This is a genomic window from Streptomyces sp. NPDC052701, assembly GCF_040678355.1.
In the GTDB taxonomy this organism is placed as follows: domain Bacteria; phylum Actinomycetota; class Actinomycetes; order Streptomycetales; family Streptomycetaceae; genus Streptomyces.
Genome location: NZ_JBFATO010000024.1, coordinates 76529 through 91695, shown reverse-complemented (window position 1 = coordinate 91695; position 15167 = coordinate 76529). Strand labels below are relative to the sequence as shown.

General features: G+C 75.6%; 1 protein-coding gene. It reads right to left on the bottom strand.

Going from position 1 to position 15167, the window contains the following annotated elements:
- Positions 1–201: 201 nt before the first annotated feature.
- Positions 202–15153 (bottom strand): type I polyketide synthase, encoded by a 14952-nt coding sequence (locus tag AB0L29_RS24765; protein WP_365829944.1) that lies wholly within the window; start codon positions 15151–15153, stop codon positions 202–204.
- Between the last annotated feature and the right edge of the window lie 14 nt (positions 15154–15167).

Genomic DNA, 15167 nt, shown 5'->3' with positions numbered 1-15167 from the left:
TGCCGCCGGGTCCCTGTTGTTTCGTGGTGGGGGGGGTTTTGGCCGGCCCCCGGGTCCGGTACCCCCCCGCGACCAATTTACCATAAACTTTACCGCCCCCCCGGGGGGGGGGGGGGGGGGGGCCGGGGAGGCGGCGCTTCGGTCTCCCCGGATGTGCGGAGCGGGCGCCCGGACGCTCCTCGCGTCCGGGCGCCCGGGTGGTCAGACGTCCCCGAGGTCGCCCTCCAGGAACGCGCGCAGTTCCTCGTCCGACACCTCCTCCGGCAGGCCGGTCCCGGCGGGGTCGCCCGGCCGGGGTGTGCCGTCGTCGTGCCGCTGGGCCGGTACGGCGGTCCGGTCGAGGCGGTCCAGCAGGCTCCGCAGCCGGTCGCGCAGTCCGTCGTGCAGGCGGGGGTCGGCGAGCGCGTCGTCGAGTTCGCGTTCCCACCGGTCGAACGAGGCGAGGGCGTCGGCGGGGCCGCCGCCGGGGGCCTGCGCCGGGGCGGTCCGGCTCAACAGGTGGGCGGCGAGGCGGGCCGGGGTCGGGTGGTCGAACAGCAGGGTGGCCGGGAGCCGGACGCCCATGAGGGTGCCGAGCCGGTTGCGCAGTTCGACCGCGGTGAGGGAGTCGAAGCCGACTTCCAGGAAGCCCCGTTCGGGGTCGATGGTGTCGGGTGTGTCGTGGCCGAGGACCAGGGCCGCCTGGGCGAGGACGGCCTCCAGCACGGCGGCCTGCCGCTGCGGTCCGCTCAGCCCGGCGAGCCGTTCGCGCAGCGCGGCCGCCGGGTCGGCCGCGGTCTGGCCGCCGGTCCGCCCGGCCGCGCGGGTCGCGCGCGGCGGACGGGCGGGGACGAGGTCCCGTACGAGGTGGGGGACGGTGCCGTCGGCGGCGCGCAGGGCGGCGGTGTCGAGCGCGGCGGGGACGAGGCAGGCCAGGGGGGTGCGCAGGGCCGCGTCCAGCAGGGCCAGGGCGTCGCCGGTGGCCAGCGGCCGGACGCCGCCGCGGGCGACGCGCCGCAGGTCGGTCTCGCCGAGCCGGCCGGTCATGCCGCTGCGTTCGGCCCACAGGCCCCAGGCGAGGGAGAGCGCGGGGCGGCCCTCGGCGCGGCGCCGGGCGGCGAAGGCGTCGAGGAAGGCGTTGGCCGCCGCGTAGTTGCCCTGTCCCACGCCGCCGAAGGTGCCGGCCAGCGAGGAGAACACGACGAACGCGCTCAGGTCCAGGTCGCGGGTGAGCTCGTCGAGGTGGACGGCGGCCTCGGCCTTGGCGCGCAGGACGGTGTCCAGGCGGTCGGGGGTGAGGGCCTGCACGACGCCGTCGTCGAGGACGCCGGCGGTGTGCACGACCGCGGTCAGCGGCCGCTCGGCGGGGACGGCGGCGAGCAGGGCGGCGAGGGCGGCCCGGTCGGCGACGTCGCAGGCGGCGACCGTCACCTCGGCGCCGTGGGCGGCGAGTTCCGCCTCGAGCTCCGCCATGCCCTCGGCCGCGGCGCCGCGACGGGTGGCCAGCAGCAGGGACCTGACGCCGTGGGCGGTCACCAGGTGGCGGGCCGCCTGGCGGGCGAGGACGCCGCCGGCGCCGGTGATCAGGACGGTGCCGGCGGCCAGGCCGGGCAGGTCGCCGTCCCCGGTGCCGGTGTGGCGGGCCAGGCGCGGGGCGAGCGCGGTGCCGTCGCGCAGCGCCGTCTCCGGTTCGCCGCCGCCGGCGACCGACGGCAGCAGGTCCCGGGAGGCGGGCGTGCCGTCGTGGTCCAGCAGGGCGAAGCGCCCGGGGTTCTCCGCCTTGGCGGTGCGGACCAGGCCCCAGACGGCGGCCTGCGCCGGGTCGGTGGCCGCCGCGTCCTCGGGGCGGGCCGGGACGGCGTGCCGGGTCACCAGGGTCAGGCGGGACGCGGCGAACTCCTCGTGCCGCAGCCAGGTGTGCACCAGTTCCAGCGCCGCGTGGGTGGTGCGACGGGCGGCCTCGGCGGGGCCGTCGGCCGGGTCGGTGGCGGGCACCCGGACGAGGACGGTGTCCGGTGCCGGGCTGCCCGCGGCGATCCGGGCGCGCAGCGCGTCCAGGCTGTCGCAGCGCACGGCCGGGGCGGTGTGCGGGGCGAGTTCGGCGGCCGTGCCGATCAGCGCGAGGCTTCCGGGTGCGTCCGTCGCGGTACCGGCCGGGACCCACCGCACCTGGTGGAGGGTGCCCGCCGTCGCCACCGGGGCGAGGCTGCGGCCGTCGACGGGGCGCAGGGCGAGTTCGGCGACGTCGGCGACCGGGGCGCCGGTGCCGTCGGTGATGCGCACCCCGTAGGCGCGCTCGCCGCGCGGGGTGAGCCGGACGCGCAGGGCGGCCGGGGCGGCGGCCGTCGCCGTCACGGAGGTGAAGGTGAACGGCACGACGGTCCGCCCGCCGGCGTCGCCGATGAGGGCGACGGTGTGCAGGGCGGCGTCCAGGAGGGCCGGGTGGAGGGTGAAGCCGGCGGCGCCCTGGAGGAGTTCGCCGTCCTCGGGGGCGATCTCGGCGTACACCTCGTCGCCCAGCCGCCAGGCGGCGCGCAGTCCGCGGAAGGCGGGGCCGTAGGCGAAGCCGCCCTCGGCGATGCGGTCGTACAGGCCGGTCACGTCCACCGGTGCGGCGTCCGCCGGCGGCCACACGGCCGGGTCCGGCTGCGGCACCGGGCCGGGACGGGCGGTGCCGAGCGTGCCCTCGGCGTGCAGCACCCACGGTTCGTCCGCGGCGGCGTCGAGCGGCCGGGAGTGGACGGTGAGGGTGCGGCTGCCCGCGGTGTCGGGGGCGCCGACGGCGACCTGGAGGCGGACGGTGCCGGTGGCGGGCAGCACCAGGGGGGTGTGCAGGGTGAGGTCGGCCACCTGCGCGGCGCCCGCCTGCCGGCAGGCCTCCAGGGCGAGTTCGAGGAACCCGGTGCCGGGGAAGAGGATCCGGCCGTCCAGGGCGTGGTCGGCGAGCCAGGGGCGGCTCTGCGCGCACAGGGTCCCGGTGAGCAGCAGGCCGTCCGATCCGGCGAGCGCGACGACGGTGGTCAGCAGCGGGTGCCCGGTCGTCTCCAGGCCCGCGAGGGCGGCGTCCCGGGGATCGGGGGCGGCCTCCAGCCAGTAGCGGCGGCGCTGGAAGGCGTACGTCGGCAGGTCGACCCGCCGGGCCCCGGTCGGGGCGAGGAGGGCGGACCAGTCGACGGCGTGGCCGGTGACGTGCAGCCGGGCCAGGCCCTGGGTGAGGGACTCGGCCTCGTCGGTGTCGCGGCGCAGCAGCGGGACGAGCGTGGCGTCCGCGGTGACGCAGTCGCCGGCCAGGGCGGTCAGCACGCCGCCGGGGCCGATCTCGACGTACGTGGTGACGCCGAGGTCCTCCAGGGCGCGCACGCCGTCGTGGAAGCGGACGGCCTCGCGGACCTGGCGCACCCAGTAGGCCGGCCCGAGCGGTTCGTCGCCGGTGACCGGCCGGCCGGTGACCGTGGAGACCAGCGGGAGGGCGGGCTCGGCGTGGTCGAGGCGGGCGGTGGTGGCGGCGAACTCCTCGAGCATGGCGTCCATGCGGGGCGAGTGGAAGGCGTGGCTGACGTTGAGCCGGCGGGTCTTGCGTCCCCGCGCGGCGAGGGCGTCCGCGATCGCGGTCACCGCGTCCTCGTCGCCGGAGACGACGGTGGCGAGCGGCCCGTTGAGGGCGGCGACGGCGGCGCGCCCCGCGAAGGGCTCCAGCAGCGGCAGCACCTCGTCCTCGGCGGCCTGCACGGAGATCATGGCGCCGCCCTCGGGCAGGGCGCCCATGAGCCGGCCGCGGGTGGCGACGAGGAGGCAGGCGTCCTCCAGGGACAGCACTCCGGCGACATGGGCGGCGGCGATCTCGCCGACCGAGTGGCCGAGCAGGACGTCGGGCCGCACCCCGAGGCTCTCCACGAGCCGGAAGAGGGCGACCTCGACGGCGAACAGCGCGGCCTGTGTGTAGGCGGTGCGGTCCAGCAGCCGTGCCTCGTCGGTGCCGGGCGCGGCGAACAGCACGTCGAGCAGCGGCCGTTCGAGGTGGGCGTCGAGGTGGGCGCAGACCTCGTCGAGGGCGTCGGCGAACGCGTCGTGCGTCGCGTACAGGCGGCGTCCGGTCTGCGGCTGCTGGGCGCCCTGTCCGGAGAAGAGGAAGGCGACCTTGCCGGTGCGGGCCCGGCCCGCGGTCAGCTGCGGGTGCTCGCGGCCCTCGGCGAGCGCGGTGAGCGCCTCGGTGAACGCGGCCGGGTCGCCGGCGACGACGGCGGCGCGGTCCTCGAGGTGGGCGCGGGTGGTGGCCAGCGACAGCGCGATGTCGGCCGGTGTCCCGGCGGGGTGCCGGCCGAGGTGGTCGAGGAGCCGTGCGGCCTGGTCGCGCAGGGCGGCCGCGCCGCGCGCCGACAGCAGCCAGGGCACCGCCGGGGCGGGGGTGCCGTCCCCCGCGGCCGTCCGCTCGCCCGCCGTGTCCGACGGTACGGCGGCCGCCGGGGCCCGGGTGCCGGACTGCCCGGCGTCCCGCGGCTCGGGCTCCTGGAGGATGACGTGGGCGTTGGTGCCGGAGACGCCGAAGGAGGAGACACCGGCGCGGCGCGGGCCCTCGCCGGGTGTCCAGGGCCGGTGCTCCTGCAGCAGGCGCACCGCGCCGGAGGACCAGTCGATGTGCGGGGAGGGGTGTTCGGCGTGCAGGGTGCGCGGCAGGACGCCGTGCCGCAGCGCCATCACCATCTTGATGACACCGGCGATGCCGGAGGCGGCCTGGGTGTGGCCGATGTTGGACTTGAGCGCGCCCAGCCACAGCGGCCGGTCCGCGGGCCGGTCCTGGCCGTAGACGGCGAGCAGCGCCTGCGCCTCGATGGGGTCGCCCAGTTTCGTGCCGGTGCCGTGCGCCTCGACGGCGTCCACGTCGGCCGGGGACAGTCCGGCGCCGGCCAGTGCCTGCCGGATGACCCGCTGCTGGGCGGGCCCGTTGGGGGCGGTCAGCCCGTTGGAGGCGCCGTCCTGGTTGACGGCCGAGCCGGCGACGACGGCGAGCACCGGGTGCCCGTTGCGGCGCGCGTCGGACAGCCGCTCCACGAGGACCAGGCCGACGCCCTCGGCCCAGCCGGCGCCGTCGGCCTCGGCCGCGAACGGCTTGCAGCGGCCGTCGGGCGACAGGGCGCGCTGCCGGCTGAACTCGACGAAGGTGTCGGGCGTGGAGATCACGGTGACACCGCCGGCGAGGGCGAGGTCGCACTCCCCCGTCCGCAGGGCCTGCACGGCGAGGTGCAGGGCGACCAGGGACGACGAGCAGGCCGTGTCGACGGTGACGGCCGGGCCCTCCAGGCCGAAGGTGTAGGCGATGCGGCCGGAGGCGACGCTGCTCGCGCTGCCGGTGGCCAGGTAGCCCTCCAGTTCCTCGGGGGCGCGGCGGGCGCGGGCCCCGTAGTCGTTGTAGTTGGAGCCGACGAAGACGCCGGTGCGGCTGCCGCGCACCCGGCCGGGGTCGATCCCGGCGCGTTCGAACGCCTCCCAGCCGGTCTCCAGCAGCAGCCGGTGCTGCGGGTCGATGGCGACGGCCTCGCGGGGCGAGATCCCGAAGAACGCCGGGTCGAAGTGGTCGGCGTCGTACAGGAACCCGCCGTGCCGCACGTAGGTGTGGCCCGGGCGGTCGGGGTCGGGGTCGTACAGGTTCTCCACGTCCCAGCCGCGGTTGTCGGGGAAGCCGGCGATGGCGTCGGTGCCGTCGTCGACGAGCCGCCACAGGTCCTCCGGGGAGCGGACGCCGCCGGGGAGGCGGCAGCTCATGCCGACGATGACGACGGGGTCGTCGTCGACGGAGCGGTGCGGCAGGGCCGTGAGCGCGCCGGGCGCGTCGTCCGCGCCGAAGAGTTCGGCGTCGAGGTGGGCGGCGAGCGCGGCCGCGGACGGGTGGTCGAAGGCCAGGGTGACCGGCAGCCGCAGTCCGGTGGCCTCGGCGAGCCGGTTGCGCAGTTCGACCGCGGTCAGCGACTCGAAGCCCAGGTCGCGGAAGGCGCGGCCGTCGGGTACGGCGTCGGGCCCGTCGTGGCCCAGGACGGCGGCGGCCTGCGCGCGGACCTCGGTGAGCAGCGCGGCCCGCCGTTCGGCCGGGACCAGGCCGGCCAGGCGCGCGAGCAGCGGCGGCCCGTCAAGGCCGTCGCGCTCCTTGTCGGCCTGCGACTGCGGGGCGGCGGCGCGTGCCTCGGGGAACTCGCGCAGCGCGGCGAAGGCCCGCGCCGTGATCAGTTTCCAGTCGACGTCGGCGACGATCAGGAACTGCTCGTCCTGGTCGAGGGCCTGCTGCAGCGCGGCCACCGCGAGTTCCGGGTCCATCGGCGGGACGCCGTCGCGGCGCAGCCGTTCGGCCATCCGCTCGTCGACCATGCCGCCTCCGGCCCAGGTGCCCCAGGCCACGGAGGTCGCCGGGAGGCCCTCGGCGCGCCGTCGGGCGGCGAGCGCGTCGAGGAAGGCGTTGGCCGCGGCGTAGCTGCCCTGTCCGGGGCCGCCGAGGGTGCCCGCCATCGAGGAGAACAGGACGAACGCGTCCAGGTCGAGGTGGCGGGTGGCCTCGTGCAGGACGAGCGCCGCGTCCGCCTTGGGGCGCAGCACGCCGTCGGCCCGCTGCGGGGTGAGGGCGTCGATGACGCCGTCGTCGATCACGCCGGCGGTGTGCACCACGGCGGTCAGCGGGCCGCCGCCGGGCAGGTCGTCCAGCAGCCGCCGTACGGCGTCCGCGTCGGAGACGTCGCACGCGACGACCGTGGCGGAGGCGCCCAGTCCGGCGAGTTCGGCGACGAGGTCGCCGGCTCCCGGCGCGTCGGCGCCGCGCCGGGAGGCGAGCACCAGGTGTTCGGCACCGGCACGGGCCAGCCAGTGCGCCACGTGCCGGCCCAGGCCGCCGGTGCCGCCGGTGACGAGCACCGTGCCGTGCGGGCGCCAGGACCCGTCCGGGCGCGGCCCCTGGCCGGCGCGGACGATCCTGCGCACGAACAGCCCGGAGGAACGCACCGCCACGTGGTCCTCGTCCAGGGTGCCGGACAGCGCGGCGACCAGTCCTCGGGCCGTCCGCCCGTCCAGGGTGTCGGGCAGGTCGACGAGACCGCCCCACCGCTGCGGATACTCCAGTCCGGCGATGCGGCCCAGCCCCCAGCTCATGGCCTGGACGGGGCTCTCCGGCACGTCGTTGCGGTGCACGGAGACCGCCCCGCGGGTGGCGCACCACAGGGGCGCGTCCACGCCGGCGTCGCCCAGCGCCTGCAGCAGCGCCGTCATCAGCACCAGGCCGGCCGGCAGCAGGCCGCCGTCCGCCCACGGCGACTCGTCCAGCGCCAGCAGCGACAGCACGCCGGCGACGGCGCCGTCCGCGGTGTGCTCCCGCACCAGGTCGGCCATCACCTCGCGTTCGGCCGCCCGGGAACCGACGACCATGGGGCGTACGCCGGCCGACCGCTCGTCCAGTGCCGCCAGCACCGCGCGCACGATGTCGTCGTCCGCGCGGCTCTCGGGCACGGCGACCAGCCAGGTCCCGTCCAGCGTGTCCGGCCCGGCCGGCCGGCCGGTGCGCGGCCGCCACACGACGCGGTAGCGCCAGCCGTCCAGCGTGGACCGGTTGAGCCGGTCGCGGCGCCACGACGACAGCGCGGGCACGACCTCGGTCAGCGGCCGTACGTCGTCCATGCCGAGCGTGCGCGCCAGCGCGTCGACGTCGCCGTTCTCCACGGAGGTCCAGAAACCGTCGTCGGACAGGTCCACGCCGCCCAACTGCACGTCCGTACCGGCGGTGTACGACTGCCTCGGCTCCAGCCAGTACCGCTGCCGCTGGAAGGCATAGGTCGGCAAGTCGACATGGCGCGGGCAGAGCCCGGCGAACACCGGGGTCCAGTCCACTTGCACCCCGCGCACCCACGCCTCGCCCAGCGAGGTGTAGAAGCGCTCCAGACCGCCCTGGCCGCGGCGCAGCGTGCCCACCACCACCGCCTCCGCGCCGGCCGCCTCAACCGTCTCGGCGACCGGAACGGTCAGCACCGGATGCGGACTGACCTCCACGAACGCCCCATAGCCCTGCTCCAGCAGGGCACGGACCGCACCCTCCAGCCCCACCCGCTGACGCAGGTTGGTGTACCAGTAGCCGGCATCCGTCAGCGCCGTGTCGATCCACTGCCCCGTCACCGTGGAGAAGAACGGAACCTCCGGAGTACGCGGCACAACCGGCGCCAGCACCTCGCGCAGCTCCGCCTCGATGGCCTCCACGTGCGCCGAGTGCGAGGCGTAGTCCACCTCCACCCGCCGCACCCGAACACCCTCGGCCTCGGCGAACACCACCAGCTCATCCAACGCGTCCGCGTCCCCCGACACGACCACCGAGGCGGGCCCGTTGACCGCCGCCACCGAAACCCGCCCCGCCCAGCGGTCCACCAGCTCCTCGGCGTCCGCACACGACAGCGCCACCGACACCATGCCGCCCCGCCCGGCCAGCGCGACGATCGCCCGGCTGCGCAACGCCACCACGCGTGCCGCGTCCTGCAGCGACAGCGCACCCGCCACACACGCCGCGGCGATCTCCCCCTGCGAATGCCCCACCACCGCAGCCGGCCGCACCCCGAACGACTCCCACACCGCCGCCAGCGACACCATCACCGCCCACAGCACCGGCTGCACCACATCCACCCGGTCCAACCCCGGAGCACCCTCCACACCGCGCACCACATCGACCAGCGACCACCCCACAAACGGAGCCAACGCCTCACCACACTGCGCGAACCGCTCCGCAAACACCGGAGAAGAATCCAGCAGCTCCACCGCCATACCCACCCACTGCGCCCCCTGACCCGGAAACACGAACACCGGCGACGGGTGGTCGCCGGGGCGCTGAGTGGCGCCTCGGACGAGACCGGGAACGGTGGTGCCGTCGGCCAGGGCACGGAGGTGGGCCAGGAACTGGTCGCGGTCGGTGCCGACGACGACGGCGCGCTCGTCCAGGGCGGCCCGGCCGGTGGCCAGGGTGTGGGCGACGTCCACAGGGTCCAGCTCACCGGACTCGACGTACTCCGCCAGCCGCTCGGCCTGGGCCCGCAGCGCCGCCTCGGAGCGGGCGGACACCAGCCACGGCACGACGGCACCCTCGTGCGCGGTGGCCGGCCGCTCGGGCGCCGCCTCCCGCTCGGGTTCCTCGAGGATGACGTGGGCGTTGGTGCCGCTGACTCCGAAGGAGGACACGCCCGCCCGGCGCGGCCGGTCGGCGGGCTCCCACGCACGGCTCTCGGAAAGGAGCTCGACGGCACCCGCTGACCAGTCCACGAACGGCGAGGGCTGCTCGGCGTGCAGCGTCGCCGGCAACACCCCGTGCCGCATCGCCTGCACCATCTTGATGACACCGGCCATACCCGAAGCGGCCTGCGTGTGACCGATGTTGGACTTCACCGACCCCAGCCACAACGGCCGCTCCGCGTCCCGCTCCTGCCCGTAGGTGGCCAGCAGCGCCTGCGCCTCGATCGGATCACCCAGCCTGGTCCCCGTACCGTGCGCCTCCACCACGTCCACATCCGCCGGCGACAACCCCGCATCCGCCAGCGCCGCCCGGATCACCCGCTGCTGAGACGGACCGTTGGGAGCCGTCAACCCGTTGGACGCACCATCCTGGTTGATCGCCGAACCCCGGACCACGGCCAGCACCCGATGGCCGTTGCGGCGCGCGTCCGACAACCGCTCCAACAGAATGACACCCACTCCCTCGGCCATGCCCATGCCGTCGGCGTCCGCGCCGAAGGCCTTGCAGCGGCCGTCCCGGGCCAGGCCCCGCTGCCGGCTGAAGCCGACCAGGCCGATGGGTTCGCCCATCACCGCGGCGCCGCCGGCCAGGGCCAGGTCGCACTCGCCGGAACGCAGGGAGCGTACGGCGAGGTGGAGGGCCACCAGGGCGGAGGAGCAGCCGGTGTCGAGGGTCACTGCGGGGCCTTCGAGGCCGAGCGTGTAGGAGACGCGTCCGGAGGCGATGCTGGTGACCGTCCCGGTGATCAGATGGCCCTCGACGCTTTCGGGCACCTCGGCGCCGGTGCCGTATCCCTGGTGGGAGACGCCGAAGAAGACGCCGGTGGAGCTGCCGTGCAGGGCGTCGGGTGCGATGTCGGCCCGTTCGAAGACCTCCCAGCTGGTCTCCAGCAGCAGGCGCTGCTGCGGGTCCATGGCGGTCGCCTCGCGCGGGGAGATGCCGAAGAAGCCGGCGTCGAACTCGGCCGCGTCGTGGAGGAACCCGCCTTCACGGGCGTAGGTGGTGCCGGTGCGGTCCGGGTCGGGGTCGTACAGGTTCTCCAGGTCCCAGCCGCGGTCGGTGGGCAGTCCGGAGATCGCGTCGGCGCCTTCCGCGATCAGCTGCCAGAACTCCTCCGGGGAGGTCACCCCGCCGGGGAAGCGGCAGCCCATGGCGACGACGGCGACCGGTTCGCGATCGGTCGCGGGGGCCGCCGGGGCGGGGACGGCGGGCGGATGCTCGGCGGGTGCCGCGTCGTCGGTCAGGAGGGTGCGCAGGTGACGCACCAGGTCGCGGACGGTGGGGTGGTCGAAGACGGTCGTCGCCGGGAGGGCGAGGCCGGTGGCGGCGTTGAGGCGGTTGCGCAGGTCGACTGCGGTCAGCGAGTCGAAGCCCAGCTCGCGGAAGGCCCGGGTGGCGGGGATGTCGCCGGGGTCCGTGTAGCCGAGGGCGCCCGCCACCTCGACGCGGACCAGGTCGGACAGCCTGCGGTCGCGCTCGGTGCCGGACAGGGCCGCCAGTTCGGCGCGCAGCGTCTCCGCGCGGCTCGCGGCGCCCTCCGTGGCGGCCTCGTGGGCCTTCATCACCTCGGCGACCTCGGGCACCTCGTGCAGCAGCGGCCGGGGGTGCGCGGCCGTGAACACCGGCACGAACCGTTCCCAGTCGACGTCGGCGACGGCGAGGAACGTCTCGTCGTGCTCCAGCGCCTGCTGCAGCCCGGTGACCGCCAGCCGCGCGTCCATGAACGGGATGCCCCGCCACTTCAGTTGCTCACGCACGATGTTGACGGCCATGCCGCCGCCCTCGGGGTTCCAGATGCCCCACGCGATCGACGTGCCCGTCAGGCCGCGGGCGCGCCGGTGCTCGGCGAGGGCGTCGACGTAGGCGTTGGAGGCGGAGTAGGCGCCGTGGTCGCCGCTGCCCCAGGTGCCGGCGACCGACGAGTACAGCACGAACGCGTCCAGGTCGGCGCGGTCGAACAGCGCGTCGAGGTGTGCGGCGCCGAGCAGCTTGGCGCGCGTGCCCTCGGCGAAATAGCCGAGGTCGGTGTCGGCGAGCGGTGCCAGCAGACCGACGCCGGCGGTGTGCACGACGGAGCGGATGGCGGACCCGTCGGCCTCGACCTCCCGTACGAGCCGGGTCAGGGCCTCCCGGTCGGCCACGTCGCACGCGGCGACGGTCACCCGGCAGCCCAGGGCGGTCAGTTCCGCGCGCAGTTCGGCCGCGCCGGGTGCGTCGGGACCGTGGCGGCTGGTGAGGACCAGGTGCTCCGCGCCGTGCCGGGCGAGGAACCGCGCGGCGTGCGCGCCGAGGCCCCCGGTGCCGCCGGTGACCAGTGCGGCGCCGCTCGTGCGCCAGGGCCGCGGTGCCTGGCGCCCCGCCAGCGGCGCGCGGAGCAGACGGCGTACGTACGTCCCCGACGCGCGCACCGCGACCTGGTCCTCGTCCCCGCCCGCGCCCAGTACGGCGACGAGCGCGCTCGCCGTCCTCGCGTCGAGCGCGCCGGGCAGGTCGACGAGTCCGCCCCACAGCCGGGGCTGTTCGAGGGCGACGACCCGGCCCAGGCCCCACAGGGCGGCCTGCAAGGGGTTGTGGACCTCGTCGCCCGGGGTCCCGGTGGTGACGGCCTCACTGGTCAGGAACCACAGCCGTACGCCGTCGAGGCCCGCGTCCAGCATGCCCTGGAGCAGCGCGACCGACGTGGTCAGGCCGACGGTGGGCCCTGCGTGCGCGGGTGCGGGGCGCGTGTCGAGGGCGAGCAGGGAGACGACGCCGCTGAGCGAGGTCACCTCGTCCGTGAGCCGCCGGGCGACGGCCGCGCGGTCGACCTCTCCCTCCCCCATCACGAACGGCACGACGTGCGCGCCCGCTTCACCGAGCGCGGCGGCGGTGGCGGTGACGAGACCGTGGTCCTGGTGGCCTTCGGGGACGGCGAGGAGCCAGGTGCCGTCCAGGCGCGCGGCCGTGGGTGGGCTTGCCGGGCGCCACACGATCCGGTAGCGCCAGCGGTCGAGGGTGGCCCGCTCGCTGCGGCCACGACGCCAGGCCGACAACGCCGGCACCACCCCCTCCAGCACACCCGCGTCCGCCACCCCCAGCGTGCGCGCCAGACCCTCCCGGTCCTGCGCCTCCACCGTCCGCCAGAACTCCGCCTCCACCGGATCGGCCACCACCGGCTGCGGCTTCGACGCCTCCAGCCAGTAGCGCTGCCGCTGGAAGGCATAGGTCGGCAAGTCGACATGGCGCGGGGAGAGCCCGGCGAACACCGGCGACCAGTCCACCTGCACCCCGCGCACCCACGCCTCGCCCAGCGAAGTGTAGAAGCGCTCCAGACCGCCCTGGCCGCGGCGCAGCGTGCCCACCACCACCGCCTCCGCCCCGGCCGCCTCAACCGTCTCGGCGACCGGAACGGTCAGCACCGGATGCGGACTGACCTCCACGAACGCCCCATAGCCCTGCTCCAGCAGGGCACGGACCGCACCCTCCAGCCGCACCCGCTGACGCAGGTTGGTGTACCAGTAGCCGGCATCCGTCAGCGCCGTGTCGATCCACTCCCCCGTCACCGTGGAGAAGAACGCCACCCGCGGAACCTGCGGCCGGACCGGGGCCAGCACCTCACGCAGCTCCGCCTCGATCGCCTCCACGTGCGCCGAGTGCGAGGCGTAGTCCACCTCCACCCGCCGCACCCGAACACCCTCGGCCTCGGCCACCGCCACCAGCTCATCCAGCGCGTCCGCGTCCCCCGAGACCACCACCGAGGCCGGCCCGTTGACCGCCGCCACCGAAACCCGGCCCGCCCAGCGCGCCACCAGCTCCTCGGCATCCGCACACGACAACGCCACCGACACCATGCCACCCCGCCCGGCGATCCCCACGATCGCCCGACTGCGCAGCGCCACCACGCGTGCCGCGTCCTGCAGCGACAACGCACCCGCCACACACGCCGCGGCGATCTCACCCTGTGAGTGGCCCACCACGGCCGCGGGCCGCACCCCGAACGACTCCCACAGCGCCGCCAGCGACACCATCACCGCCCACAGCACCGGCTGCACCACATCCACCCGGTCCAACGAGGGCGCGTCCGGCCGGCCGCGCACCACATCGACCAGCGACCACTCCACGAACGGAGCCAACGCCTCACCACACTGCGCGAACCGCTCCGCGAACACCGGAGAGGAATCCAACAGCTCCACCGCCATCCCCACCCACTGCGCCCCCTGACCCGGGAACACGAAGACGGTGTCGACGGCTTCGCCGGGGTTCTCGGTCAGGCCGCGTGCGGTGGAGTGGGGACGTTCACCGCGTGCGAGGGCCTTGAGGGCGGTGAGGAGCTGGTCGCGGTCGGCGCCGACGACGACGGCGCGTTCGTCCAGGGCGGCCCGGCCGGTGGCCAGGGTGTGGGCGACGTCCACGGGGTCCAGCTCACCGGACTCGACGTACTCCGCCAGCCGCTCGGCCTGGGCCCGCAGCGCCGCCTCGGAGCGGGCGGACACCAGCCACGGCACGACGGCACCCTCGTGCGCGGTGCCGGTGGTGTCGTCGTCCGGGGTTTCCTCCTGCGGTGCCTGTTCGAGGATGACGTGGGCGTTGGTGCCGCTGCCGCCGAAGGAGGACACGCCGGCGCGGCGGGGCCGGTCAGTGTCGGGCCAGGTGACGGGATCGGTCAGGAGGCGCAATGCTCCGGAGGTCCAGTCGACGTGGGGGGTGGGCTGCTCGGCGTGCAGGCTCCTGGGGAGGACTCCGTGCCGGAGGGCCTGCACCATCTTGATGACACCGGCGATGCCCGAAGCGGCCTGGGTGTGGCCGATGTTGGACTTCACCGACCCCAGCCACAGGGGCCGCTCCCCGGGCCGGTCCTGGCCGTAGGCAGCGATCAGCGCCTGCGCCTCGATCGGGTCACCCAGCTTGGTGCCCGTGCCGTGCGCCTCCACCACGTCCACATCGGCCGGCGACAGCCCCGCGTCCGCCAGCGCGGCACGGATCACCCGCTGCTGGGACGGACCGTTGGGAGCCGTCAACCCGTTGGACGCACCGTCCTGGTTGATCGCCGAACCCCGCACCACCGCCAGCACCCGGTGCCCGTTGCGACGCGCGTCCGACAGACGCTCCAGCAGGACGACACCCACGCCCTCGCCCCAGCCGGTGCCGTCGGCGTCGGCGGAGAACGGCTTGCAGCGGCCGTCCGCGGCGAGTCCGCGCTGGCGGCTGAACTCCACGAAGTTGCGGGTGGTGGCCATGACGGTGGCGCCGCCGGCGATCGCGAGGGAGCACTCGCCGGAACGCAGGGACCGTACCGCCATGTGCAGGGCGACGAGCGACGACGAGCACATGGTGTCGAGGCTGACCGCGGGGCCCTCGAAGCCGAAGCTGTAGGAGATGCGGCCGGAGAGGACGGCCGCGGAGCCACCGGTGAGGAGGTGGCCCTCGACTCCGTCGGGGGCGCCGGTGCCGTCGACGGCGTAACCCTGGTTGCTGGAGCCGACGAAGACGCCGGTGGCGCTGCCCCGCAGGGTGGTCGGGTCGATGCCGGCGCGTTCGAAGACCTCCCAGGTGGTCTCCAGCAGCAGGCGCTGCTGCGGGTCCATGGCGGTCGCCTCGCGCGGGGAGATCTCGAAAAAGCCGGCGTCGAACTCGGCCGCGTCGTGGAGGAACGCGCCCTCCCGCACGTAGCTGGTGCCGCTGCGGTCGGGGTCCGGGTCGTAGAGGGCGTCGAGGTCCCAGCCGCGGTCGGTGGGGAAGTCGCCGACGGCGTCGGTGCCGTCGAGGACGAGGCGCCACAGGTCCTCGGGGGACCGGACGCCGCCCGGCATGCGGCAGGCCGTTGCCACGACGGCGATGGGCTCGTGCTCGCGGGTCTCCAGCTCGGCGAGCCTGCGGCGGGTCTGCCGCAGGTCCGTCGTGACCCGCTTGAGGTAGTCGCGGAGCTTGTCCTCGGTGTTGTCCGTGTGTGCCATGGCAAGGCCAGCCC

What these genes read in the sequence shown, in the direction of transcription:
- AB0L29_RS24765 (WP_365829944.1), bottom strand. Translation starts at nt 15,153, where the DNA reads ATGGCACACACGGACAACACCGAGGACAAGCTCCGCGACTACCTCAAG.